General features: G+C 68.6%; 17 protein-coding genes. 10 read left to right on the forward strand and 7 right to left on the reverse strand.

Going from position 1 to position 21423, the window contains the following annotated elements; genetic code table 11:
* The first annotated feature begins 367 nt into the window (after positions 1–367).
* The 4 genes from AC1RRS_RS12470 to AC1RRS_RS12485 all read left to right on the forward strand — a co-directional run bounded on the left by AC1RRS_RS12470 (position 368) and on the right by AC1RRS_RS12485 (position 6024).
* On the forward strand, positions 368–3127 hold the full coding sequence (locus AC1RRS_RS12470) for an Rne/Rng family ribonuclease (RefSeq protein WP_492855452.1): 2760 nt from the start codon (positions 368–370) through the stop codon (positions 3125–3127).
* A gap of 161 nt (positions 3128–3288) precedes the next feature.
* Complete coding sequence (locus AC1RRS_RS12475) at positions 3289–4698, forward strand: M48 family metalloprotease (protein WP_492855453.1); 1410 nt, start codon at positions 3289–3291, stop codon at positions 4696–4698.
* Positions 4699–4741: 43 nt separating this feature from the next.
* A complete protein-coding gene (locus AC1RRS_RS12480; RefSeq protein ID WP_487289411.1) occupies positions 4742–5506 on the forward strand; it encodes a DsbA family protein in 765 nt (254 codons plus the stop codon).
* 188 nt (positions 5507–5694) lie between these two features.
* Positions 5695–6024, forward strand: coding sequence for a hypothetical protein (locus AC1RRS_RS12485; protein ID WP_492855454.1), 330 nt, complete (start codon positions 5695–5697; stop codon positions 6022–6024).
* A 150-nt stretch (positions 6025–6174) separates the two neighbouring features.
* On the opposite strand, the gene AC1RRS_RS12490 is transcribed toward AC1RRS_RS12485, so the two are convergent.
* Both AC1RRS_RS12490 and thiS read right to left on the reverse strand, forming a co-directional pair.
* Positions 6175–6990 carry a thiazole synthase gene (locus AC1RRS_RS12490; protein ID WP_110119826.1) on the reverse strand — a complete coding sequence of 272 codons (816 nt, stop codon included), beginning with the start codon at positions 6988–6990 and terminating at the stop codon, positions 6175–6177.
* Positions 6991–7990: 1000 nt separating this feature from the next.
* On the reverse strand, positions 7991–8191 hold the full coding sequence (gene thiS, locus AC1RRS_RS12495) for a sulfur carrier protein ThiS (protein ID WP_058346516.1): 201 nt from the start codon (positions 8189–8191) through the stop codon (positions 7991–7993).
* A gap of 78 nt (positions 8192–8269) precedes the next feature.
* Between thiS and AC1RRS_RS12500 the strand changes: the two genes are divergently transcribed.
* From AC1RRS_RS12500 to aat, 4 genes are all read left to right on the forward strand, one after another.
* The gene (locus AC1RRS_RS12500; protein WP_110133346.1) at positions 8270–8713 is read left to right on the forward strand and encodes a type II 3-dehydroquinate dehydratase; all 444 of its coding nucleotides are present in this window, start codon (positions 8270–8272) and stop codon (positions 8711–8713) included.
* 40 nt (positions 8714–8753) lie between these two features.
* Positions 8754–9257 carry an acetyl-CoA carboxylase biotin carboxyl carrier protein gene (accB, locus tag AC1RRS_RS12505; protein WP_492855455.1) on the forward strand — a complete coding sequence of 168 codons (504 nt, stop codon included), beginning with the start codon at positions 8754–8756 and terminating at the stop codon, positions 9255–9257.
* A 5-nt stretch (positions 9258–9262) separates the two neighbouring features.
* Positions 9263–10606, forward strand: coding sequence for an acetyl-CoA carboxylase biotin carboxylase subunit (gene accC, locus AC1RRS_RS12510; protein ID WP_492855456.1), 1344 nt, complete (start codon positions 9263–9265; stop codon positions 10604–10606).
* A 130-nt stretch (positions 10607–10736) separates the two neighbouring features.
* Positions 10737–11390 (forward strand): leucyl/phenylalanyl-tRNA--protein transferase, encoded by a 654-nt coding sequence (gene aat / locus AC1RRS_RS12515; RefSeq protein ID WP_492855457.1) that lies wholly within the window; start codon positions 10737–10739, stop codon positions 11388–11390.
* Here aat and AC1RRS_RS12520 read toward each other — a convergent pair.
* Positions 11327–11986 (reverse strand): DUF2155 domain-containing protein, encoded by a 660-nt coding sequence (locus AC1RRS_RS12520; RefSeq protein ID WP_492855458.1) that lies wholly within the window; start codon positions 11984–11986, stop codon positions 11327–11329. The genes aat and AC1RRS_RS12520 overlap by 64 nt on opposite strands.
* Before the next feature lies 1 nt (position 11987).
* Positions 11988–12383 (reverse strand): NADH:ubiquinone oxidoreductase subunit NDUFA12, encoded by a 396-nt coding sequence (locus AC1RRS_RS12525; RefSeq protein ID WP_492855459.1) that lies wholly within the window; start codon positions 12381–12383, stop codon positions 11988–11990.
* A gap of 223 nt (positions 12384–12606) precedes the next feature.
* On the opposite strand from AC1RRS_RS12525, the gene AC1RRS_RS12530 reads away from it, so the two are divergent.
* Both AC1RRS_RS12530 and AC1RRS_RS12535 read left to right on the forward strand, forming a co-directional pair.
* Positions 12607–15336, forward strand: a complete 2730-nt coding sequence (locus AC1RRS_RS12530; protein ID WP_492855460.1) for a TSCPD domain-containing protein — start codon at positions 12607–12609, stop codon at positions 15334–15336.
* An 83-nt stretch (positions 15337–15419) separates the two neighbouring features.
* Positions 15420–15917 carry a pentapeptide repeat-containing protein gene (locus AC1RRS_RS12535; protein ID WP_487288650.1) on the forward strand — a complete coding sequence of 166 codons (498 nt, stop codon included), beginning with the start codon at positions 15420–15422 and terminating at the stop codon, positions 15915–15917.
* A gap of 3 nt (positions 15918–15920) precedes the next feature.
* Here AC1RRS_RS12535 and AC1RRS_RS12540 read toward each other — a convergent pair whose 3' ends face one another.
* The 3 genes from AC1RRS_RS12540 to AC1RRS_RS12550 all read right to left on the reverse strand — a co-directional run bounded on the left by AC1RRS_RS12540 (position 15921) and on the right by AC1RRS_RS12550 (position 21237).
* The gene (locus AC1RRS_RS12540; protein WP_492855461.1) at positions 15921–16466 is read right to left on the reverse strand and encodes a hypothetical protein; all 546 of its coding nucleotides are present in this window, start codon (positions 16464–16466) and stop codon (positions 15921–15923) included.
* 108 nt (positions 16467–16574) lie between these two features.
* Positions 16575–18413: an aspartate--tRNA ligase gene (gene aspS, locus AC1RRS_RS12545; protein ID WP_492855462.1), complete on the reverse strand. Its 1839-nt coding sequence runs from the start codon at positions 18411–18413 to the stop codon at positions 16575–16577.
* 1072 nt (positions 18414–19485) lie between these two features.
* Complete coding sequence (locus tag AC1RRS_RS12550; RefSeq protein ID WP_492855463.1) at positions 19486–21237, reverse strand: class I adenylate-forming enzyme family protein; 1752 nt, start codon at positions 21235–21237, stop codon at positions 19486–19488.
* Between the last annotated feature and the right edge of the window lie 186 nt (positions 21238–21423).

Consider the following 21423-nt stretch of genomic DNA (forward strand, 5'->3'; position numbering starts at 1 on the left):
CAGCGCCTTGCGTGAGCGGTTCCCAAATGTCGGACGCGCCCCATGCGTCCCCCACGCCGGAGCCGCCGGACTTTTTGAGCTTGCGGGCGACGGCCGGCCTGGGACGCGATGTCTCGGAGCCCGAACCCAACAAAGGCCCCGCGTCGGGCCTTTCGCCGCTCCCGGCGACGACGCGTCATCCGAACCGCGCCACCCCGGCGCGTCAAAGGAAACAAACGAAACCCCATGGGCTGCGCCGCACCCGATCGCCTCTGGCAACCGCCCTTCGAACTTCGCTCCGGCGAAGTCGCGGTCTGCGATGCGCGCGCCCCTCATTCATATCGGCGCCCGGGCCTCGCGCCCGCCGCGCGCCGTGGAGATTCCCTGTATGTCGAAGAAGATGTTGATCGACGCCGCCCACGCCGAAGAGACGCGTGTGGTGGTCGTGGACGGTTCGCGGGTTGAAGAGTTCGATTTCGAGAGCCAGACCCGCAAACAACTTCGTGGAAATATCTATCTCGCCAAGGTGACCCGCGTTGAACCCAGCCTCCAGGCTGCGTTCATCGAATACGGCGGCAACCGCCACGGTTTCCTCGCCTTCAACGAGATCCATCCGGACTACTACCAGATCCCGGTCGCCGACCGTGAAGCGCTGATGCGCGACGACTCGCACGACGACGAGGACGACGCGCCCGTCTCGCGCCGCGCTTCGGGCGGCGACGACGAGGACGACCACGATCACGCCATCGACGACGAAGACGACGACGTCGAAGAAGAACTGGCGCGCCGCAAGCGCCGCCTGATGCGCAAGTACAAGATCCAGGAAGTGATCCGCCGCCGGCAGATCATGCTGGTTCAGGTCGTCAAGGAAGAGCGCGGCAACAAGGGCGCGGCCCTGACCACCTACCTGTCGCTCGCCGGCCGCTACGGCGTCCTGATGCCCAACACCGCCCGCGGCGGCGGCATCAGCCGCAAGATCACGGCCGTGACCGACCGCAAGCGCCTCAAGAGCGTGGTGCAGAGCCTCGACGTGCCGCAGGGCATGGGCCTGATCGTCCGCACGGCCGGCGCCAAGCGCACCAAGGCCGAGGTCAAGCGCGACTACGAGTACCTGCTGCGTCTGTGGGAGAACATCCGCGACAACACGCTGCACTCGGTCGCCCCGGCGCTGATCTACGAGGAAGAAGACCTCGTAAAGCGCGCCATCCGCGACATGTACGACAAGGACCTCGACGGCATCTGGGTCGAGGGCGAGGCCGGCTATCGCGAAGCCCGCGACTTCATGCGCATGCTGATGCCCAGCCAGGCCAAGAAGGTGTTCCCGTACCGGGAAGCCGCCCCGCTGTTCGTCAAGCACAAGATCGAAGACCATCTGGCGCAGATCTACTCGCCGGTCGTGCCGCTGCGTTCGGGCGGCTATCTGGTGATCAACCAGACCGAGGCCCTGGTCGCCATCGACGTCAACTCGGGCAAGGCCACGCGCGAGCGCAACATCGAGGCCACGGCCCTCAAGACCAACATCGAAGCGGCTGAAGAAGCCGCCCGCCAGCTGCGCCTGCGCGACCTGGCCGGCCTGATCGTCATCGACTTCATCGACATGGATGAAGGCAAGAACAACCGCACGGTCGAGAAGGTCCTCAAGGACGCTCTCAAGGACGACCGCGCCCGCATCCAGATGGGCAAGATCTCGGGCTTCGGCCTGATGGAGATCAGCCGCCAGCGCCGCCGCACCGGCGTGCTGGAAGGCACCACCCACGTCTGCGAGCACTGCGAAGGCACCGGCCGCGTCCGCTCGGTCGAATCGAGCGCCCTGGCCGCCCTGCGCGCCGTCGAGATCGAGGCCCTGAAGGGCAGCGGCTCGGTGGTGCTGAAGGTCAGCCGCGCCGTCGGCATCTACATCCTCAACGAAAAGCGCGCCTACCTGCTGCGCCTGCAGCAGAACCACGGCCTGTTCGTCACCGTGCTGGTCGATGACGGCCTGCGTCAGGCCGAGCACGAGATCGAGCGCACCGAGCTGGGCGAGCGCATCGTGCCGCCGCCGGTCGCCTACGAGCCCGATCCGGTGTTCGACGAGGTGTTCGACGACGAGGACGAAGACGAAGACGAAATCATCGTCGACGAGTCCGAAGAGGACGAAGACGAGGACGAGGCGCCCCGCAAGGCCCGCTCGTCGGACGACGATCGCGGCGGTCGCCGTGGCAGCAAGCGCCGTCGTCGCGGCCGTCGTGACGAGGAAGAAACCGCCGAGGACGCGCCGGTCGAGGACGCCGAAGCCGAGTTCGACGCTGAAGGCGACGCCGACGGCGACGACGAGGAATCGCGCCGTCGCCGTCGGCGTCGGGGTCGCCGCGGCGGCCGTCGCGGCGGTCGCGAGGACGGCGATCGCGCCGCCGACGCCTATGTCTGGACCCGTCCGCGCGTCCCGTTCGGCGACAACCCGTACGTCTGGCACGATCCGGAAGCCCTGGAGGCCCGTGGCGGCGAAGGCCGTCGCGACCGTCCGGAACGCGGCGAGCGTCCTGAACGGGCTGAACGTCCCGAGCGCGCCGAGCGTCCTGAACGCACCGAAGCCGCCGAGCGTCCCGAACGCGCTGAACGCCCCGAGCGTTCGGAGCGCCGTGACCGCCGTCGCGGCCGCGACCGCCAGCCGGCCGCCGAGACCCCGATCGCTCCGGTCGCGGTCGAGGACGTCGCTCCGCTGGTGCTCGAGCCGCCGGTGATCCTGGGTCCGCCCGCCGACGTCTGGGTCGAACTGCCCGAGGCCGCCGAAGCGGCTCCGGCCAAGAAGCCGCGCCGTTCGCGCAGCCGTGGCCGCAAGGGCGCCGCCGAAACCGAAGCGACCGAAGCCGAGGCCGTGATCGCCGAAGCGGCCGCCGAGCCTCAGGCCGAGGCCCTGGCCGAAGTCGTCGCCGAGACCGCGCCGCTCGTCGCCGCCGATGTCGAGATCGCCCCGGAGCCGGCTCCCGAGCCCGTCGCGCCGGAACCGGTGGTCGAAGCCGTCGCCGAACCGGTCGTCGAGGCGGCTCCCGTCGCCCCCGCCCCCGTAGTCGCCGAACCGGAACCCGCGCCGATCTCGGCCGAGCCGGATCCGAACGAGATCACCGCCCCTCCCGCCGCGCCCAAGCGCGGTTGGTGGCGCCGCGGCTGATCCAGCAATAAAGGACCGCGGCGGCGCCATGGCGTCGCCGCGGTTCGCGCCTATATCCCCTCCTAGACAAGCCTCGCTCTGAACAAGCCTAGCCTTTGCGATTCCCACTTGAAGCGCGCTAGTCTGCCCGACGGCGCGGGGGCGCGACCAGGAGACCATCGATGACGTCCCGCAAGAGGGCGGTCGGCAAGACCTTCGGGGCCGGCCTCTCGGCCCTGGCGCTTCTGACCGCCGTCATGGCCCCGATCGGCGCGGCCCACGCCCAGGACGGCGGCATCTCACTGATCCGCGACACCGAGATCGAAGAGATCCTGCATCGCGACGCCGACCCGATCTATGCGGCGGCGGGCCTGGATCCCAAGACCGTGCGCATCCTGCTGGTCGGCGACAAGGAACTGAACGCCTTCGCCACCCAGGGCCTGATGATGGGCCTCAACACCGGCCTGATCCTGCAGACCGAGACGCCTAACCAGCTGAAGGGCGTCATCGCCCACGAAAGCGGCCACCTCGCCGGCGCCCACCCGCTGCGCTCCGACGAGATGATGAAGGCCGGCCTCAAGCCGATGATCCTGACCATGGGCCTGGGCGTCCTGGCCGCGCTCGCCGGCGCGCCCGACGCCGGCGCGGTGCTGTTCGGCAACGCCAGCTATTTCGGCACCCTGGGCGCCCTGGGCTACAGCCGCGAGCAGGAATCCCGCGCCGACCAGGCCGGCGCCAACTTCCTGGAAGCCACCGGCCAGTCGGGCCGCGGCCTCGTCGAGTTCTTCGACAACTTCCGCTATCAGGAGGTCTTCGACCAGTCGCGGCGCTTTGCCTATTTCCGCAGCCACCCGCTGTCGTCCGACCGCATCGAGGCCTTGCGGGCCAAGGTCGAGCGCCTGCCGCACTACGACGCCGTCGACAGCCCCGACGAGCTGGCCGAGCACGAGATCATGAAGGCCAAGCTGGAGGGTTTCATCAACCCGCAGACGGCCCTCATCAAGTACCGCGAAAGCGACCGCGGCTTCCCCGCCCGCTACGCCCGCGCCATCGCCTACTACCAGATGAAGGAGCCCGATCGGGCCCTGCGCATCCTCGACGACCTGATCGGCGAGAACGAGAAGAACCCCTATCTCTGGGAGCTCAAGGGCCAGATCCTGTTCGAGTTCAACCGCGTGGCCCTGGCCGAGGAACCGCAGCGCCGCTCGGTGGCGCTGAAGCCCGACGCGGCCCTGCTGCGCATCAATCTGGGCCAGACCCTGATCGGCCTCGACGATCCCAAGAAGGTCGAGGAAGGCGTCGGCGAGCTGAAGCGCGCCCTGGTCAACGAAAGCGACAACGCCGTGGCCTGGCGCCTGCTGGCCCAGGCCTACGACAAGCAGGGCAAGGACGGCGACGCCCGCCTGGCCACCGCCGAGCAGTACTTCAACCTGGGCGCCGTCCGCGAGGCCCGGGTGTTCGCCATGCGCGCCCGCGAACTGCTCAAGAAGGACACCCCCGAGTGGCGGCGCGCCACCGACATCGTGCTGGCCTCCAAGCCCAGCGACCAGGACCTCAAGGCGCTCGCCAAGGAGGGCCTGTTCGGCCACTGACCTCCCGATACTTCCGCATCAAGACTTCCGCATAGAGACCTGAATGCCCCTTCGCCGTCCCCTCGCCTTCGCCGCCGCCGGCCTCGTCCTGTCGATCGGCATGGCCGCCTGCAGCCAGCCCCAGACCGCCGGCAAGGCCGACACGCCCAAGGTCGACGAGGCCTTCGGCAAGAAGGTCCGCGCCTATCTGCTGGAGCACCCGGAGATCCTGCTGGAAGTCAGCGCCCGGCTGCAGGAGAAGCAGCTGGCCGAGGCCTCGGCCAAGTCGCAGGGCGCCATCGCCAAGCACCGCCAGGCCATCGAGCGCGACCCGCGCGACTTCGTGGCCAACCCGAACGGGACGATCACCGTCACCGAGTTCTTCGACTACAAGTGCGGCTACTGCAAGCTGGCCGCCCCGCAGATCCTCGAGATCATCGAGAAGAACCCCGACGTCCGCTTCGTCTTCAAGGAGTTCGTGATCTTCGGCCACACCTCCGAGGTCGCCGCCCGCATGGCGATCGGCGCCCAGGACCAGGGCAAGACCCTGGCGGTCTACAAGGCGATGATGGAGGAGAAGAGCCTCGACGACGCCGCCGTCGATCGCCTGGCCAAGGCCGCCGGCGTCGATGTCGCCAAGGCCCGCGCCGCCGGCCAGAGCGCGGCCGTCACCCAGCAGCTGCAGGACATCCAGGGCCTGGCCCAGACCCTGGCTATCGAAGGCACCCCGGCCTTCATCGTCGGCGACAAGATGATCCCGGGCGCCGACATGAACGCCCTGAAACTGGCCATCGAGGAAGCCCGCCTGGCGGCCAAGAAGAAGGGCTGACGCGGAGCGCGCACCGGGCGGCAGTAGTCGCCCGGCGGTCGAAACGGCGCGGCAAGCTTTGCCGCTCCGGCCGGGCCTTGCCGCGACACGTCGCCGCAACCTTTTGAAATCTTTGGTAACCGCCGTGCGAGCCCCGCTTGCACGGCGTTTGCTTTGCACATCCCGCCAGATCCTCGGCGGGAGTTCCCATGCTTGTTTCAAGTTCCAGTTCCTGGTCGGTCCTGTCGACCGCGGCCGCCGATCGCGTCAACGGCGCGACCGCCCAGTTCGCCTCCGCCACGTCCGGCCTCGGCGGAAGCTCGGCCAAGCAGGAGCTCTACGACTACGCGTCCAAGTCGCCGGCCGAGAAGATGCGCGCGGCCATCCTCGGCAAGCTTGGCCTCACCGAGGAGCAGGTGGCCGCGATGGATCCCAAGGAGCGCCAGAAGGTCGAGGACCAGATCAAGCAGATGATCAAGGACGAGGTCACCCAGCAGGCCGAGGAGAAGAAGGGCGTACTGGTCGACTTCAAGGCCTAAAGCCCAAGATCCTTTCCCTCTGGGGGAGGTGGCCGCGAAGCGGACGGAGGGGGGCGTTTTCAGCTAGTGCTGAACCGGCCAATTTCCCGGTCACTCCCCTCTCCGTCGCCCTCGGCGACACCTCTCCCACAGGGAGAGGGCCTTTGTTCCCTAGATCAGCCCCGCCAACGGCGAGCTCGGATCGGCGTAGAGCCGCTTCTGCATCCGTCCGGCCAGATAGGCTTCCCGCCCGGCGATCACCGCGTGCTTCATGGCCTTGGCCATGCGGATCGGGTCCTTGGCCTCGGCGATGGCGGTGTTCATCAGGATGGCGTCGCAGCCCAGCTCCATGCCGATCGCGGCGTCCGAAGCCGTGCCGACGCCGGCGTCGACCAGCACCGGCACCTTGGCGTTCTCGATGATGATCCGCAGGTTGACGCGGTTCTGGATGCCCAGGCCCGAACCGATCGGCGCGCCCAGCGGCATGATCGCCACCGCGCCGGCCTCTTCCAGCTTCCGGGCGTAAACGGGATCATCCGAGCAGTAGACCATGACCTGGAAGCCGTCGGCGACCAGCAGCTTCAGCGAGCGCAGGGTCTCTTCCATGTCCGGGAACAGGGTCTTGGGGTCGGAAAGGACCTCCAGCTTCACCAGGTCCCAGCCGCCGGCCTCGCGGGCCAGGCGCAGGGTGCGCACGGCGTCCTCGCCGGTAAAGCAGCCCGCCGTGTTCGGAAGATAGGTGAACTCGGTCGGCTTGACGTAGTCGACCAGCAGCGGCTGGCTCGGATCGGTCAGGTTCACGCGGCGCACGGCGACGGTGACGATCTCGGCCCCGGCCGCGCGGGCGGCGGCGGCGTTGGTCGCATAGTCCTTGTACTTGCCGGTGCCCACGATCAGGCGCGAGCGGAAGGTGCGGCCGGCGACGGTCCAGGTCTCGTCGGCGTCGACGGTCTGGACGGCGGATTCGGGGGAAACGTGCGCGTTCATCCGGCCGGTTTACGCCTGGGCAGCCTGGGATTCAAATCCGTAGAGACGCGGGGGTGATCAGCTGCGGGGATTGCCTGGCTTCCACCGGCCTTGGCCACCCCTCCTCCGTAAAATCCCCGCGAAAGCGGGGACCCAGGCTTTTTCTGAAACGCGCAGGCTGTTCCCTCTCCCCTTGCGGGAGAGGGTGGCCCTGCGGAGCAGGGTCGGGTGAGGGGTCTCTCAGAACCCAACACCGCATGCGGCGGTCAGGCCGGGTGATGCGTCTCACATCTGAGAGACCCCTCATCCGTCGGCCTTCGGCCGCCACCTTCTCCCGCAAGGGGAGAAGGATCGCTTAAGGGGACAGACGAAGCTGGATCCCCGTCGAGCTCAGACCAAACCCCAACCAATCCAACCCCTTACAACTTTCTCACCGCCCTGGATCAGACGCGCTGAAACCCGCTGCATAATCACTGGGTCTCGCCGCACCGAAGGGGCGCGCGGCCAGCGACCATGCGGCGGCGGGATGCGATCGAGCGGGACTGGGTCGGATTGGGAAGATCCGTCGCGTCCGGGGACCTGGCGCTGGCCAGGCCCGCCCGCCGTCGGCTTGGGCGAGGATTACAGAGCACCCCTCTCCTCGCCGCCGCTAGAAAGGGAAACCTCGAAGGCGGTCCTGGTAAGGCGTTAAGAGCGCCGCCGCCCGGGAAGCCGGCAGCCAAACGACCGCGCGGAGCGTCTAGGCTTCGTCGAAACGGTAACAACACAAAGCACCTCCGGGCGTCGCCCGGGCGCTCCGCTCCCCTTCGACAGCTCAGCGGTTCACCGCGTGAGATCGCCAACCCGTTCCCTCTCCCCTTGCGGGAGAGGGTGGCCTGCGAAGCAGGTCGGGTGAGGGGTCTCTCAAAACTCAAAACCGCGTGCGGCGGTCAGGCCGGGTGGAGCCTCCAACGTCTGAGAGACCCCTCATCCGTCGGCTTCGCCGCCACCTTCTCCCGCAAGGGGAGAAGGACGCTCCCAATCACCCCCCGCCAATAAAGGTCACGATCTCGATCCGATCCCCGTCGGCCAGCGCCGTGTCGGCATAGAGCGAGCGCGGGGCGATCTCGAGGTTGCGCTCGACCGCCACCTTGCGTGCGTCCAGGCCGAGGGCGGCCACCAGGTCCGCGATGCTGGCGACGCCGTCGAATTGGCGGTCTTCGCCGTTCAGTAGAAGTCTCATCTCACCTCCGAAGCGAGGCATGCTTGTGACGCGAGGGAACCGGCTATACAAGACCTCCGGAATCGACGGCGGAGCCGAATGGTCAAACCGATCCATGTGCTGAGCGGGCCCAATCTCAACCTGTTGGGAACGCGGGAGCCCGAGATATACGGCAAGGACACCCTGGATGACGTGCGCAAGCGCTGCGAAGCGCGGGCCGCGGCCAAGGGGCTTTCCGTCGTTTTCCGGCAGAGCAATCACGAAGGCGTGCTGATCGACTGGGTGCAGGAAGCTCGCACCGAGGCCAGCGCGCTCGTGATCAATCCGGCGGGTTATGGACACACCTCCATCGCCCTCCTCGACGCCCTGAAGACCTTGAATATCCCGGTCATCGAGTGTCACCTGTCGAACCCTGCGGCGCGGGAAGAGTTCCGTCGCCACACCTTCGTTTCGCTTGCCGCGACGGGCCTGGTCTCGGGCTTCGGCGCGGCAAGCTATGAACTGGCCATCGAGGCCGCCGCCGGACTGATCAGCGCCGACTGACGTCCGCGCTCCCGGCCCAGAACCATAAGGTACGATTTCAATGTCCACTCCGAAGGCTCCCGAGACGGTCGAAACCCCGTCGATCGACGCCCGCCTCGTCCGCAAGCTCGCCGACATCCTGAAGGACACCGGCCTGAGCGAGATCGAAGTCGAGCATGCCGGCCTGAAGATCCGCGTCGCCCGTGAACTGACCGTCGCCCCGACCGCTTACGTGCAGGCCGCTCCGGCCGCCGTGGCCGCGCCGCTGGCCGCCCCGGCCCCGGTCGCCGCGCCCGCCGCCGAAGCCGCCGCCGCTCCGGCCGCCGCCCGTGGCGACGCCGTGAAGTCGCCGATGGTCGGCACCGCCTATCTCTCGCCTCAACCGGGCGCCGACGCCTTCATCAAGGTCGGCGACACCGTCAACGCCGGTCAGACCCTGCTGATCGTCGAAGCCATGAAGACCATGAACCCGATCGCCGCGCCCAAGGGCGGCAAGGTCGTCGAGATCCTGATCAGCGACGCCCAGCCGGTTGAGTTCGGCGAGCCGCTGGTCATCATCGAGTAAGCGCGATGTTCGACAAGATCCTCATCGCGAACCGGGGCGAGATCGCGCTCCGGGTTCACCGCGCCTGCAAGGAAATGGGCATCGCCACCGTGGCGGTCCACTCCGAGGCCGACTCCAACTCGATGTGGGTGCGCCTGGCCGACGAAAGCGTCTGCATCGGCCCCGCCCCCGCCGCCAAGAGCTACCTCAACATCCCGTCGATCATCGCCGCCGCCGAGATCACCGGCGCGCAGGGGATCCACCCGGGCTACGGCTTCCTGTCGGAGAACGCCCGCTTCGCCGAAATCGTCGGCGCGCACGGCTTCACCTTCATCGGTCCCAAGCCCGAGCACATCCGGATGATGGGCGACAAGATCACCGCCAAGCAGGCCGTGAAGGACGCCGGCATCCCGGTCGTTCCCGGCTCTGACGGCGGCGTCTCGACCGAGGAAGAGGCCTTCGAGGCCGCCGACAAGATCGGCTTCCCCGTGCTGATCAAGGCCGCCGCCGGCGGCGGCGGTCGCGGCATGAAGGTCGCCCAGACCCGTGAGGACCTCGCCGAAGCCGTCTCGACGGCCCGCGCCGAAGCCCGCGCCGCCTTCGGCGACGACACGGTCTACATGGAGCGCTACCTCCAGAAGCCGCGCCACATCGAGCTGCAGGTCATCGCCGACAGCCACGGCAACGTGGTGCACCTGGGCGAGCGCGACTGCTCGCTGCAGCGCCGCCACCAGAAGGTCCTGGAAGAAGCCCCCTCGCCGGCCCTGTCGGCTGAAGGTCGCGCCAAGATCGGCAAGGTCGTGGTCGATGCGGTCAAGGCCATCGGCTACCTCGGCGTCGGCACCATCGAGTTCCTGTGGGAGAACGACGAGTTCTTCTTCATCGAGATGAACACCCGCCTGCAGGTCGAGCACCCGGTCACCGAAGCCATCACCGGCATCGACCTGGTGCGCGAGCAGATCCGCATCGCCGCGGGCCTGCCGCTGTCGTTCACCCAGGACGACGTCGTGTTCGAAGGCCACGCCATCGAGTGCCGCATCAACGCCGAGAACGCCCGCACCTTCACGCCCTCGCCGGGCACGGTGACGGACTTCCACGCGCCGGGCGGCCTGGGTGTTCGCCTCGATTCGGCGATCTACACCGGCTATTCGATCCCGCCCTACTACGACAGCCTGATCGGCAAGCTGATCGTCCACGGCCGCGACCGCGAGGAGTGCATCGCGCGCCTCAAGCGCTGCCTGGGCGAGATGGTCGTCGGCGGCATCGAAACCACGATCCCGCTGTTCCAGGATCTCCTGGTGCAGCCCGACATCCTGGCCGGCGACTACGACATCCACTGGCTGGAACGCTGGATCAAGTCGCAGGGCTGAGGCCTTAATGTCTTCGCCGGCTCCCGCGCACCGGGAGCCGGCGGATGACGCTCAGAGCGTGATAGCCGAAAGTGGATGCCGGTTTCGGCGGCGATCACGCTCTAAAGGCTCAAGGATCGACTGACCGCCCATGGACGACGCCTTCGGCCTCGACGACCTCGTCGCCTGCTACGAGCGCGGCGTCTTCCCCATGGCCGACGCTCGCCATGACGAGCGCCTCTTCCTCATCGACCCGCAATGGCGCGGCGTGCTGCCCCTGGAGGCCATGCACGTGCCGCGACGCCTGGCCCGCACCGTGCGCGGCGAGCCGTTCGAGGTCCGCGTCGACACCGCCTTCGACGCCGTGGTCGAGGCCTGCGCCTCCTCGCGTCCCGGACGGCTGGAGACCTGGATCAACGCCCCGATCCAGAAGATGTACGGCATGCTCTACGCCGCCGGCCGCGCCCACAGCGTCGAGTGCTGGCAGGACGGTCAACTCGTCGGCGGGCTCTACGGCGTCTCGCTGGGCGCGGCCTTCTTCGGCGAGAGCATGTTCTCGACCGCCCGCGACGCCAGCAAGGTGGCGCTGGTGCATCTGGTCGGCCGGCTGCTGGTCGGCGGCTACAAGCTGCTCGACACCCAGTTCATCACCGATCACCTGGCGCAGTTCGGCACGCAGGAGATCTCGCGCGCCGACTACAAGCGCCGGCTGTCCAAGGCGCTCTCGGCGCAGGCGGATTTCTACTTGCTGGGGCCTTCGGCGACCGGCGTCGACGTCTTGCAGGCGATCAGCCAGGCGTCATAGACCGGGTGCTCCAGCGGGTTCAGGCCCGGCGAGCTGGCGTACATCCAGCCCTTGAACACCTGCCGCCCGGCCGGCGCTGCGCGCCCAGGCAGAGCCTTGGGCTGGGTGTCGATGGTCAAATAGGCGATCTGGTCCGGTGCGACCTCGTCGCTGGCCGTGGCCTCGCAGGCCCGCACGGTGAAGACCAGGGTCTTGTAGCGGATCGGCTGCCCCACCGGGACCTCGAAGCGCATGGTCTCGGTCGTGACCTTGTCCAGCGCCTGGATGATGGCCACGCCATAGCGACCGCGCTTGGCGGGTTCGGCGGGCTTGGCCGGGGTCTGGGCGACCGGCTTGGCCGGAACCGGCTCGGCGGCCGGCGGCGGCGAAGGCTCGGGCGGCGGCGCGGCGTTGGTCGGCGTCGTCTGCTGGACCGGCTTGGGCGCCGGCGCGACCGGGGCGGGCTGAGCCACCGGCGCGGTCGTGGCCGCGGGCGGCTGCTGCACGGGCCGCGCCTGTTGCGGAGCGGCCTGCAGCGCCCAGGCGGCGCCGACGGCGAACGGAACCGCGGCGACCAGGATCGCCGCGCCCTGCAGGCTGCGCCGCTTGAGGCTCATCTTATTCCGGCGACCAGGACTGGTAGTCGCTGGTGGCGACGGCGCGCTCGCCGCCACGGCCGATGGCGCCCTTCGGACGCCAGGCGTGGACGGTGCCGGTGAGATTCGGCAGGTGGTCCTTCTCCCACGCGCGACGCGGCAGCGGGGCCTGAGTCGGCAGCTCGTCGAAGGTGTAGTGCAGCCAGCCGCTCCAGTCGGGCGGAACCTTGGAGGCCTCGGCGTAGCCGTTGTAGATCACCCAGCGACGCTTGCGCTCGTCGTAGCTGTCCTTGTTGTCGCGGGCTTCGAAGTAGCGGTTGCCGAACTCGTCCTGGCCAACAAACACGCCCCGACGGGAGATGTGGAAGCGCTGACCCAGGGTCGCTCCGTTCCACCACGTGAAGATCGCTTTCAGCACTGCGCGGCACCCAATCTGGCAAATGCCTTCGCGACCGAAAAAGCGCGGCGCGAAGCGGGCGGACTATAGGTCGCCGCGCCGTCAGCGTCCAGCCGAGGCGATACGAAGCCGCACTTCAAGATGTTGTGGACAGCGCTGTGCATAGCCCCAACATCTATTGATGGTTACCGACCCACGGTTTAGGGTTGACACCATGACGAAGCACCCGCCGCGGAATCGGCCCATGCGCTTTGAACGACTCTTCACCGGACGAGCGCCGGAAATCGACCTGCGCGAGATCGAACGGCCCGACCGTCTCGTCGAAACCCTGGCGCCGCTGGGCTGGCCCGACGCCCGCGTCGAGGCCTGGCTGGACTGGGCCGATATCGCCGCGCCGGGCGAAGCCGACTCCGAATCCGTCCTCGACGGCGCACCCGAACGCTACGCCGCTCGCCTGACACAGGCGGGTCGCGCCGCCGGCCTCTTCGCCTCGGAAGACGACGCCCGGTCGTTCGCCGCCGACCTCGTCGACAGCCTGCTCGCGGGCCTCGCCACCCCGGCCGGTCCGGGCGCCGCCCTGCCCGCCCCGCTGCACGTCGCCGCCATCGAATTCCGCGCCGCCGCCGCCGAGCACATCGGCCAGGCCCGCGCCGGCCGCCTCGCACTGGAAGCCGCCGCTCAGCTGGAAGCGGCCCTGATCGCCGTCTCCGACGCCGTCCTGCGCTGCGAGGGCGACGCCCGAGCCTGTTCCGACCCCGGCCGAAACGTCGCCCTGGCCCGCGCCGCCCAACGGGCCCGCGCCGCCGGCGCCAGCGACGCCAGCATCGCCGACGCCATCGCTTCGGCGGGCGCAGCGGGCTTCTCGAACCCGCTGCCCGAACCCGCCAAGCCGTCGCCGCTGCTGGCCCTGGCCGAGCCGGCAGACGTCGCCGCCGGCGACGAGGCCGCCGCCCTCGCCGCGCGCGCCAGCTGGGAGACCGGCCAGATCGTCCTGGCCCTGTCGCCCGCCGACGCCGATCACCTGTCCGCCGGCCACGCCGCACGCGCCGCCGTCAACGCCGCCGCCTTCCTCGGCGACGAAGGCTTCGACATCGCCGGCTTCCGCCACGTCGTGCGCCTGTGGGCGATCGCGCTGGAGCTGGAACGCCCCATCAACGGCGCTGTGGCCCTGAGCCTGGCCGGCGTCGGCGACTGGCTGCTGGCCCAGGGCCTTTCACCCGCCACGTCCGCCGGTCGTGACGCCGCCGCAGCGCTGTGGGCCCTGGCCGCCGGCGAGGCGCTCACGGCCTCCGCCGAAGTCGCGGGTACGCTGGGCGCCGCCGAGACCTTCACGAACGACCAGCAGCGCGTCACGGACACCCTGGCCGAACGTGCGGCGCACGCCGCCAAGCTCGACGCGCCGCTGGCGGCCGAAGCTGTCGCAGCGCTCGATCGCGCCCTGACCGCCGTGCGTGCGCACGGCCTGCGCGGAACGGGCGTCGTCGCCGCCTTCGAGGACGCCGAAACGGCCCTGCGCCTGGGCGCCTGCCCGGGCCTCGATAAGGCCTGGAGCCTGATCCAGGCCGCCGAGACCCTGGATGGCGTCGCCGTGCGCCAATTCTCCGGCGCCGCCCAGGCGGCCCTGCGTTCCGTCAGCGCCGACCTCGACGCCGCGCGCCTGCACGCACTTGGCGCAGGATCGCTGGAGGAGGCCCAGGGCCTCGACCATCGCGCCCTGGCGGCCGTCGGCTTCACGGGCCACGAGATCACGCTTGCAGAGAGCGTCCTGCGGTCCACCGGCGACCTGCGCGCAGCGTTCGCGCCGGCCGTGGTCGGCGCCGACTTCCTCAGCGACGTGCTCGGCGCGCCCGCCGAGGCTCTGGCCGATCCCGCCTTCGACACCCTGGCCTTCGCCGGTTTCGCGCCGGAGACGATCGCCGCCGCCCAGGCCCACGCGGTTGGAACCGGCCGCATTCACGACGCGACGGCCCATGCGCCGGAAGCCAAGACCCTGTTCCGCGCCTTCGAGGCGCCGGGCCACGCTGACCGGATCGCCTTCACAGCCGCCGTCGAGGCCTTCGCCTGCGCGCCGTGGCCGCTGGCCCTGGTCGCGCCGTTCGACGCCCGCCCGGCCGACCTGCTGCGGCTGCAGGCCTCGGCCGCCCGCGCCGGCGTTCGTGCCCTGAAGCTGTCGCGCGCCGCCGCCCCGGCCAACTTCACGCTCGACCTGCCCGATGCGCCCGTGGAAGCCCCGCGCGCCAAGCCGCCCGAACCTGTCGTCACCGAGCGCGTGGTCGAGAAGGTGGTCGAGCGTCGGCGCGAACGCCGCAAGCTGCCCGACCGCCGCAAGGGCTACATCCAGAAGGCGGCCGTCGGCGGCCACAAGGTCTATCTGCACACCGGCGAGTACGAGGACGGCGAGGTCGGCGAGATCTTCATCGACATGCACAAGGAAGGCGCCGCCTTCCGGTCGTTGATGAACAACTTCGCCATCGCCGTGTCGCTGGGCCTGCAGCACGGCGTGCCGCTGGACGAGTTCGTCGACGCCTACGTCTTCACCAAGTTCGAGCCGGCCGGGCCGGTGACGGGCAACGACTCGATCAAGTCGGCGACCTCGATCCTCGACTACATCTTCCGCGAACTCGGGGTCTCGTACCTGGGTCGAGACGACCTGGCCAACGGCGACCCGCAGGAGTTCAACGCCGACGGCCTGGGCCGTGGCAAGAACGCCGAGACCGAGGACGAGGCCGACGAGCCCGCGCCTCTGCCGGCCTCGAAGTTCATCTCCAAGGGCTTCTCGCGCGGCGCGACGCCGGACAACCTGGTCTTCGCCGCCTTCGGCCGTCGCAAGGACGGAGAAGCCAAGCCCAGCGCGCCGGCCGACCAGGCCGACATCTGCCCGGCCTGCGGCGACGTCGCCCTGAGCCGCAAGGGCGGCCTGGTGGTCTGCGAAAGCTGCAACGGCCAGGCCGAACGGCCTTCGCCTCGCGGCTGAAGCTGAGTTTATGGCGCGAGGCTTGCTGCGATGACGGCAAGCCTCGTATGTGGCTCCCCTCATCGCCTAGGACGCGTGCCGAAATGAAACCGCTGGCCCTCCTCGCCGCCGCCGCGCTGTCGACCCTGGCCCTGGCCGGTCCCGCCCTGGCGCAGAACGCCGGACAGATCGAGCGCGTGCGCCGCGGGGCCGACTGCCCCAAGTGCAATCTCTTCCAGGCCGACCTGTCGGGCCTGACGTTGAAGGCCAAGAACCTGGCCGGCGCCCGCCTGCGGCAGGCCGACCTGTCGCTGGCGGTGATGGGCCGCACGCGGTTCACCGGCGGCGACCTGCGCGACGTCAACGCCTATGGCGGCGTCTTCGGCGGCGCCAGTTTCGCCCGCGCGAACCTGACCAATGCGACCTTCGTCGGCGCCTATCTGGAAGGAGCCAGCTTCGCGGGCGCCGACCTGTCGGGCGTCAACTTCTCGGGCGCCGAGCTCGACCGGGCCACGGGCCTGACGCAGGCGCAGTTGAACCGCGCCTGCGGCGACCCGTCGACGACCCTGCCGCGCGGCCTGTCGATCCCGCGCTGCCGCTAGGCCTCAGCGCACCGGCAGCATCAGGTGCGCGTAGGGCGTATCGGGGAACATGACGTAGGGCTTGGACGTATCCGGACGCGCGCCGCCGGGATAGCCGGCCAGCATGCCCGGCGCGCCGACGACCATGACGTGCGGACCGGTCTTGACCCAGGGATCCCCGGCCATCGGCTTGGTCGCGTAGGGGTCGAGGTTGCTGGGGTCGGAGCCGCCCTTGAGCATGTAGATGAAGCCCGGCTTGCCTTCCGGCGGCGGCTTGCGGCCGAACATGGCGCCCGCCCATTCCATGGCGTTGGCGTCGGCGCACATGGGATCGACGCCCGGCGTCGTCGGGATGTCGGGCATGCAGGTGTAGCCGTTGGTCCCGTCGCGCAGGTGACGCATCGAGCCGTCGGCGGCGAAGGTCATGATCGCCGCGTCCTTGCCGATGGCCGGCGGGGCGGCCGACATGGCGCTGGCGATGATCTTCTGGTCGGCGGCGGATGGCGGCGCGGCTTGGGCGACCGTCACGGCGGACAGGCAAAGAGATAGCGCTAAAGCGGTCCTGAACATCGGGAACCCTCCCTGGGCGCACCCCCGACAGCGGCACCATAGCACGAAAAAGCCCTCCGAGCCGAACGGCTGGAGGGCTTTGTCTTTCAGGTGCTTGCCCTCAAATCCTTAGACCTTGATGGGCGGAGCCGTGCGGATGTGCAGCTCCTTGAGCTGCTTGTCGAGCACGTTGGCCGGCGCGTTCATCAGCAGGTCCTGGCCCTGCTGGTTCAGCGGGAAGGCGATGACTTCGCGGATCGCGACCTGCTCGGCCAGCAGCATGACGATGCGGTCGATGCCGGGGGCCAGACCGCCGTGCGGCGGCGCGCCGTAGCGGAAGGCGTTGAGCATGCCGCCGAACTGCTCCTCGACCACTTCCGGGCCGTAGCCGGCGGTCTCGAAGGCCTTGAGCATGATCTCGGGCTTGTGGTTCCGGATCGCGCCCGAGCACAGCTCATAGCCGTTGCAGACGATGTCGTACTGGTAGGCGCGGATGGTCAGCGGATCCTGGGTCTCCAGGGCCTCCAGACCGCCCTGCGGCATCGAGAACGGGTTGTGCGAGAAGTCGACCTTCTTCTCGTCCTCGTTCCATTCGAACATCGGGAAGTCGACGATCCAGCAGAACTTGAACTGCTCTTCGGCGACCAGCTTCAGCTCGGTGCCGACGCGGGTGCGGGCCAGGCCGGCGAACTTGGCGAACACGGCCGGATCACCGGCCACGAAGAAGGCGGCGTCGCCTTGGCCAAGGCCCAGGCTTTCCATCAGGGCCTGGGTGGGTTCACCCAGGTTCTTGGCGATCGGGCCGCCCCACGCGCCCTGGTCTTCCGACCAGAAGACGTAGCCGAGGCCCGGCTGGCCTTCGCCCTGGGCCCAGCTGTTCATGCGGTCGCAGAAGGCGCGCGAACCGCCGGTCGGGGCCGGGATGGCCCAGATGGCGTTCTTGGCGTCGGCGCCGAGGATCTTGGCGAACAGGCCAAAACCGCCGTCACGGAAGTGCTCGGAGACGTCGGCCATCTTGATCGGGTTACGCAGGTCCGGCTTGTCGCTGCCGTACCAGGCCATCGACTGGGCGTAGGTCAGGCGCTCGAAGCCCTTGTGCTCGAGCGTCGCGCCGAAATCGTTGGTGAAGGTGTGGGTCTCGCTGATCGGCGAGACCGGCTTGCCCGAACCGAACTCCTCGAAGATGCCGTGCATTACCGGCTCGATGGCCGCGAACACGTCTTCCTGGGTGACGAAGCTCATCTCGACGTCGAGCTGGTAGAATTCCAGCGAGCGGTCGGCGCGCAGGTCCTCGTCGCGGAAGCACGGGGCGATCTGGAAGTAGCGGTCGAAGCCCGAGACCATCAGCAGTTGCTTGAACTGCTGGGGCGCTTGCGGAAGCGCATAGAACTTCTCGGGGTGCAGACGCGAGGGCACCAGGAAGTCGCGCGCGCCTTCCGGCGAGGAGGCCGTCAGGATCGGCGTCTGGAACTCGTTGAAGCCCTGGGCGAACATGCGGTTGCGGATCGACTGGATCACGCGCGAGCGCAGCACGATGTTCTTGTGCAGGGTCTCGCGGCGCAGGTCGAGATAGCGGTGCTTGAGGCGAATTTCTTCCGGATAGTCCGGCTCGCCAAAGACCGGCAGCGGCAGCTCGTCGGCGGTCGACAGCACTTCGACGTCGGTGACGCGAATCTCGATCTCGCCGGTCGGCAGGTTGGGGTTCACGACGCTGGCGTCGCGGGCCACGACCTGGCCGTCGACGCGGATCACGCTCTCGGCGCGCAGGCGCTCGACGATGGCGAAGCCCGGGGTCTCCGGGTGCAGCACCAGCTGGGTCAGGCCGTAGTGATCGCGCAGGTCGATGAAGACCAGGCCGCCGTGGTCGCGCTTGCGGTGGATCCAGCCCGACAGACGCACATTGGCGTTGGTGTCGCTGGCCCGAAGAGCGCCGCAGTTATGGGTGCGATAGGCGTGCATCGTGGTCATGAAAGGCTTTGAAACGCGTTGATTTGCAAGGCGCGGAAAGGCGCATGCGGGGGCGTTTATGTCAAGGATTCTGAGGCGATCGGCAGGTAGGACCGCCTGACGGCGACCCCCTCCGGCCCTCCAGGCCACCTCCCCCAGAGGGGGAGGATCTGGTCGGCGCGGCGCTCTGCAAGATGCTCCCCCTCTGGGGGAGCTGTCGCGGAGCGACTGAGGGGGTGGCGCAGGCATGGGCTCTCGCACTCCCGTGAAAACTCACGAAAGTTGATGGGGAGGCGCGGAGCGGCCGGGCGGAGCCCGGAGACCGTGATGTGGTTTAGCGTTTCGGCTTCGTCTGACCGCTCCGCCACATCGTAGGCTCGAAGGACCGGGGGCGCGGGTGCTTTTTCAACCCTGGACCCGGTTGTCCCTCGGACGGGCAGGACCAATAGCCCCGCGGTGATCCGGCGGCGCCTCGGCTGATCCTGTTAGGCCGGTTTGAAACGATCCCGACCCTGTCGACCCGCTCGTCTCGTCACGGAACGGCTGGCGGCCCAATCACGCCTTCTGAGCGATCCTGCAAACCCGCCCTTCCCATGACGCTTCAAGCGGCCCCGCTCGATGCGATCCACAGCCGCTAACTCGGGCCGGTACCAAGAGCCCTCCCCATGGCTGGGATGGGGATGATTATGGGGCGGCTCGATCAGGTGGGGATAAGTTGGGATTATAAAGTTGTAGGGCGTTGAGTTGGTTGGGTTCTTTTCCGATTACGCCGTGCGAGCAGCGTGCGTTCCTTCTCCCCTTGCGGGAGAAGGTGGCGGCGAAGCCGTCGGATGAGGGGTCTCTCAGATGGGAGACGCTCCGCCCGGCCTGACCGCTGCACGCGGTGTTGAGGTCTGAGAGACCCCTCACCCGATCTCGCTCCGCGAGGCCACCCTCTCCCGCAAGGGGAGAGGGATCCGGTGCGAAACCCGCTTTCGCGGGGATTTTATGGTGGAGAGCCGAGATGGGACCGCCGGCGGTGTAACCCCTCACCCTCCCACGCTTCGCGTGGGCCCCTCCCTCTCCCTATGGGAGAGGGAGCCTCGGGGAATCTTCACCCAGTCACGAAGACCTTCTTCAGTTCGGTCTTGAGGATTTTGCCGTTGGCGTTGCGCGGCAGGGTCTCGGGCCAGAACACCACCCGCACCGGCACCTTGAAGGCGGCCAGGCGGTCGGCGACGAAGGCGCGGAGTTCGTCTTCGGTGGCTTCGGCGCCGGGTTTCAGGGTGACGACGGCGGCGGGTTCTTCGCCGAGGGTCTTGTGGTCGACGCCGACCAGGGCCGCGTCCATCACCGCCGGGTGGTCGTAGAGGACGTTCTCGACCTCGATGCAGTAGATGTTCTCGCCGCCCCGGATCAGCATGTCCTTGGCGCGGTCGATGATGTAGCAGAAGCCCTCTTCGTCTAGGCGGGCCAGGTCGCCGGTGCGCACCCAGCCGTCGACGAAGGTCTGGGCCGTGGCCTCGGGCTTGTTCCAGTAGCCCTTCACCACCTGCGGGCCCTTGCACCACAGCTCGCCCACCGAACCGATCGGCAGCTCCTGGTAGGGCGCCTCCAGGGTCATGATCTTCAGGTCGGTGACCGGCACGGCCGGGCCGCAGCTTTCGGGACGGTTCTCGTAGTCCTCGCCCGAGTTGGAGGTGGCGGTGGCCGAGGTCTCGGTCATGCCCCAGCCGTTGCCCGGCGAGGACTTGGGCCAGATCTCCTTGATCTTGCGCACCAGCTCGGGCGCCGAAGGCGCGCCGCCATAGGCCACGGCCTCCAGCGACGACAGGTCGTAGTTGTCGCGGGACGGATGCTCGATGATCTGCCAGGCGATGGTCGGCACGCCGCCCATCTGGGTCAGCTTCTCGTCCTGGATCAGCTGCATGGCCTTTTCGGGATCCCACTTACGGATCATGGCGAGCTTCGCGCCGCCGAACAGGCCCGGATTCATCACCGCGAAGCAGCCGGTGGCGTGGAAGAACGGCACCGAGATCAGCGCGCCCTTCTGCGGCAGGCTGGGATCGGGCTGGGGCGGGGCTTCGCCACGGCGCAGGAAGCTGCGCGCGGAAGCGGCAGCGGCGGCGAAGATGTTACTGTTGACCGCGCGATGCGTGGCGAGAGCCCCCTTGGGCTTACCCGTGGTGCCGGAGGTGTAAAAGATCGTCGCGTCGTCCTCGGGACCCAGCTCGACGGTCGAAAGCGGCTTTTCCTCCAGCTTGATCCAGTCGTTGGGGCCGCCGATCACGCTTTCCAGGCGCGTGACATAGGGATGGGCGATCTCTTCCCTGGCGCGCGAGACGTAGACGCGCTGGAGGTCGGGGCAGTTGTCGAAATGCTCGGCCAGGCGCTCGAAGCGCTCGACGTCCATCACCGCGACCGAGGCGCCGGAGTCGACGAGGCCGTATTCCAGCTCCGGCCCGGTCCACCAGGCGTTCAGCGGGGTCAGGATCGCGCCGATGGAGAGGCCCGCATAGAAGGCCACCGGCCATTCGGGCAGGTTGCGCATGACCAGGGCCACCCGGTCGCCCTTCTTGACGCCCTTGGCTTCCAGCTCGGCGGCGAAGACGGTGACGGCGCGGTAGAAGGCCTCGAAGCTGACCCGCTCGTCCTCGTGGACGAGATAGATCTTGTCGCCGTGGGTGCGGCCGACCTGCAGGGTGTGGCGCAGGGTGGGCGGGAGGTTCTTCCAGGTCCGCGTCGGCACGCCGCGGATCTCGACCTCCTCCATCTCGCCGGGCGTTCCCGGGGCGGTGATCAGGGCGTAGGCCTGTTTCACCGACATGGCGGGCCAAGGGGGCAAGGCGTGAGCGGCCTGGGTCATTCGTTACTCTCCCGGTGTAGCTCGCGCTCGTTGGAAGCGGCGCGTTTCCGTCGAGTAAGCACGGCGGGACGACCGATGTAAACGGTCGTTTGGATAGATAAGGGAACAATGTTTAGTTGGCCGCCCCGTCCTTCTCCCCTTGCGGGAGAAGGTGGCGGCGAAGCCGACGGATGAGGGGTCGCGCGG

The sequence above is a fragment of the Caulobacter sp. GW821-FHT12A07 genome, assembly GCF_058807655.1.

Excerpts from the sequence above, each read along its gene's own strand:
- AC1RRS_RS12470 (WP_492855452.1), top strand. The coding sequence starts at position 368 with ATGTCGAAGAAGATGTTGATCGACGCCGCCCACGCCGAAGAGACGCGT.
- AC1RRS_RS12475 (WP_492855453.1), top strand. The coding sequence starts at position 3,289 with ATGACGTCCCGCAAGAGGGCGGTCGGCAAGACCTTCGGGGCCGGCCTC.
- AC1RRS_RS12480 (WP_487289411.1), top strand. The coding sequence starts at position 4,742 with ATGCCCCTTCGCCGTCCCCTCGCCTTCGCCGCCGCCGGCCTCGTCCTG.
- AC1RRS_RS12485 (WP_492855454.1), top strand. The coding sequence starts at position 5,695 with ATGCTTGTTTCAAGTTCCAGTTCCTGGTCGGTCCTGTCGACCGCGGCC.
- AC1RRS_RS12490 (WP_110119826.1), bottom strand. The coding sequence starts at position 6,990 with ATGAACGCGCACGTTTCCCCCGAATCCGCCGTCCAGACCGTCGACGCC.
- thiS (WP_058346516.1), bottom strand. The coding sequence starts at position 8,191 with ATGAGACTTCTACTGAACGGCGAAGACCGCCAATTCGACGGCGTCGCC.
- AC1RRS_RS12500 (WP_110133346.1), top strand. The coding sequence starts at position 8,270 with ATGGTCAAACCGATCCATGTGCTGAGCGGGCCCAATCTCAACCTGTTG.
- accB (WP_492855455.1), top strand. The coding sequence starts at position 8,754 with ATGTCCACTCCGAAGGCTCCCGAGACGGTCGAAACCCCGTCGATCGAC.
- accC (WP_492855456.1), top strand. The coding sequence starts at position 9,263 with ATGTTCGACAAGATCCTCATCGCGAACCGGGGCGAGATCGCGCTCCGG.
- aat (WP_492855457.1), top strand. The coding sequence starts at position 10,737 with ATGGACGACGCCTTCGGCCTCGACGACCTCGTCGCCTGCTACGAGCGC.
- AC1RRS_RS12520 (WP_492855458.1), bottom strand. The coding sequence starts at position 11,986 with ATGAGCCTCAAGCGGCGCAGCCTGCAGGGCGCGGCGATCCTGGTCGCC.
- AC1RRS_RS12530 (WP_492855460.1), top strand. The coding sequence starts at position 12,607 with ATGCGCTTTGAACGACTCTTCACCGGACGAGCGCCGGAAATCGACCTG.
- AC1RRS_RS12535 (WP_487288650.1), top strand. The coding sequence starts at position 15,420 with ATGAAACCGCTGGCCCTCCTCGCCGCCGCCGCGCTGTCGACCCTGGCC.
- AC1RRS_RS12540 (WP_492855461.1), bottom strand. The coding sequence starts at position 16,466 with ATGTTCAGGACCGCTTTAGCGCTATCTCTTTGCCTGTCCGCCGTGACG.
- aspS (WP_492855462.1), bottom strand. The coding sequence starts at position 18,413 with ATGACCACGATGCACGCCTATCGCACCCATAACTGCGGCGCTCTTCGG.
- AC1RRS_RS12550 (WP_492855463.1), bottom strand. The coding sequence starts at position 21,237 with ATGACCCAGGCCGCTCACGCCTTGCCCCCTTGGCCCGCCATGTCGGTG.